The sequence below is a fragment of the Anaerosporobacter sp. genome (assembly GCF_965301125.1).
On record NZ_CBDLAM010000163.1, the window covers coordinates 5,740 to 8,358 of the forward strand.

The window sequence follows — 2,619 nt, forward strand, 5'->3', positions numbered from 1 at the left end:
ATTAAAAATAGTCAGGAATTAAGTTATACATCTTTTACCAATGTTTGTCAACCATTATTTGGATTATTATTCTTATTCTTTAGACGTCTTAAGAATTCATCCCTTAATGCAATCTGTTCCTTCAATTCATTATTCTTTTGATTGAGGTATTCGATATATTCTAAAGTAAGTTTTGCACCGTGTTTATTCACCACATCTTCTTCGTCCAACAATTGCTCAAGCCATTGCATTGTGGAATTTTTTCTCATATCATTAAAAGTATTATCTTCTTTTATAAACACTACTGTATTCTCCTATTCCATATTCTTTAATTCGTCTCCCGTGATTCGGTAGACAGTCCAGTCATCCATTGACTTCGCTCCTTCTCATATTCAGCAAGTCCTCTTATGAACTTTAGAATCAAACCTATGTCATCCTCACCTGCGTACTGAAGGTTACTTCTCTATCCATCGCTATCTCCTCATCATTCCTTATAATACTTTCTCATATAGCTTAAACCAGTCAAGACCATACTCTCCATATCCCAAATCTATAGTATCAATATATTGATACCCAAGCTTTTCGTATAGTTTAATTGCTGGAATATTTTTTTCATAAACATCTAATCGTATTGCCTTTGCTTTCATCTCTTTACTATGACTTGTAGCAAACTCCATTAACTTCTGTCCAATTCCTTCCTTCAGATAGTCAGGATGTACTACAAATGTATGCACGACCACTACATCCGAATAATCAGCCTCAATTGTCCAATTAGCCTTACTATAAGCATCTTCTGGCTCATGGTTTAGAATGATTGTTCCGACAATTTTATCATTATATCTAGCTACATATAAATAGCCCTCTTCAATTCCTTTAGCCGCATCTTCACGTATAGGATACACATCTTTTTTCCAGCCAGGATAATTTGTTCCTGCTGCCAGATAATCATTTAACTCATTGTATAATTGCTCTAATTCATCTATATCTTTTACATTTCCTAATTCAACGCTAATGTTCATTTTTAATTTCCCCTTTTAAATTATTTATTGATATTATAATAGCATATCAAATATCATAAATAAACTAAATTTCCAGTAATCTGTGTATACAAATTTACTACTTACACAATCATATTACATAATTACACTGAGTTCTCCGATTATTTTGTGATAAGTTTACTATTGCAATTTACGCCCCATTGTATTAAAGTTAGGGGATAAAATCTTCCTTATGTGTAACAAACCGTAGGTATCAGGGGGTAAAATACCTTTTGTCCTTTAATAAGGATGTATTATTATAGATGCACAATTGTAACGAGATAATATAAATTTAAACAGACAAAGGAGTTGAATATTATGAACATAGAAACTGCTATTTTCGCTGGTGGATGTTTTTGGTGTATGGTAAAACCATTTGATCAATGGCCAGGTATTAAAAGTGTACGTGTTGGATACACAGGTGGACACACCAAAAACCCGACCTATCAAGAAGTTTGTAGCAAAACTACAGGACATGTAGAAGCCGTTCGAATAGAATTTGATCCTTCTATTATTTCATATGATGAGATCGTAAAGATTTATTTTCAAAGCATAGATCCAACAGATGAAGGAGGACAATTCGCAGATCGCGGATCATCCTATCAAACAGCTATTTTTTATACTTCTGAGCAACAAAAAGAAATTGCAACGAACTATATTAAGGTGCTAGATGAAAAAGGATACTACAGCAAACCGATTGCTGTAAAAGTACTTCCTGCTAAAGAATTTTATGAGGCAGAGGAAGAACACCAAGATTACTATAAGAAGAACAGCCTTCATTATAAATTATATTATAATGGATCGGGTAGAAAGAAATTTATTGAAAATAACAGTTATAAGAACCATTATAACGAGGAAGAACTGAAAGAAAAATTAACACCAATACAATATCACGTAACTCAAGAAAGCGGTACAGAAAGTCCATATACAAATGAATTCGATAACCATTTTGAAGAAGGTATTTATGTTGACATCGTTAGCGGAAAACCACTATTCTCTTCTACGGATAAATTCCAATCTGGCTGTGGATGGCCTGCTTTTTCAAAACCAATTTTAGGACAAGCCGTTTATGAAAAGGAAGACTTATCACATGGAAGAAATCGAACAGAGGTAAGAAGCACTTCTGCAGATTCCCATCTTGGACATGTATTTAATGATGGACCTGAAGAAGCTGGTGGCCTAAGGTATTGCATTAATTCAGCTTCATTACGCTTTGTTCCTAAAGCTAAGATGGTTGAAGAAGGCTATGGAGAATACCTTAAGTACTTGAATAGTTAAGCAATTCATTTCATCATTCGCATTAGACAATAATGTAATTCGTAAGAAGCTCTTGAATAAAGGGCTTCTTACGAAAATAAGGTGCCAATCTTTGTGTTGCTATTTTTTAATGTTAATATCCAACGGTGTTGCATTCGGGGTTCTGGCTGTAAATAAAAACAGATGTGCTTTCAGAGATGAATGGAAGTGACGTACTCACGTATACTCAAAACTCCAGAAATGAAAAATCGCCAGAATCCTCATAAATAAAGGACTTCTGACGAATTAAGTTAAGCGCGAGACGGGATTCGAACCCGCGACCCTCGCCTTGGCAAGGCGATACTCC

3 protein-coding genes are annotated in these 2,619 nt (G+C 34.4%); 1 reads left to right on the forward strand and 2 read right to left on the reverse strand.

Translation table 11 applies throughout. From position 1 onward, the window contains the following. Positions 1–47: 47 nt before the first annotated feature. Positions 48–281 (reverse strand): hypothetical protein, encoded by a 234-nt coding sequence (locus ACW2QF_RS15240; RefSeq protein WP_455716865.1) that lies wholly within the window; start codon positions 279–281, stop codon positions 48–50. A gap of 189 nt (positions 282–470) precedes the next feature. Beyond that, positions 471–998: a GNAT family N-acetyltransferase gene (locus ACW2QF_RS15245; RefSeq protein WP_455716866.1), complete on the reverse strand. Its 528-nt coding sequence runs from the start codon at positions 996–998 to the stop codon at positions 471–473. Positions 999–1,334: 336 nt separating this feature from the next. Here ACW2QF_RS15245 and msrB point away from each other — a divergent pair, with 336 nt between their 5' ends. Continuing rightward, positions 1,335–2,294, forward strand: a complete 960-nt coding sequence (gene msrB, locus ACW2QF_RS15250; protein WP_455716867.1) for a peptide-methionine (R)-S-oxide reductase MsrB — start codon at positions 1,335–1,337, stop codon at positions 2,292–2,294. Positions 2,295–2,619: the final 325 nt, after the last annotated feature.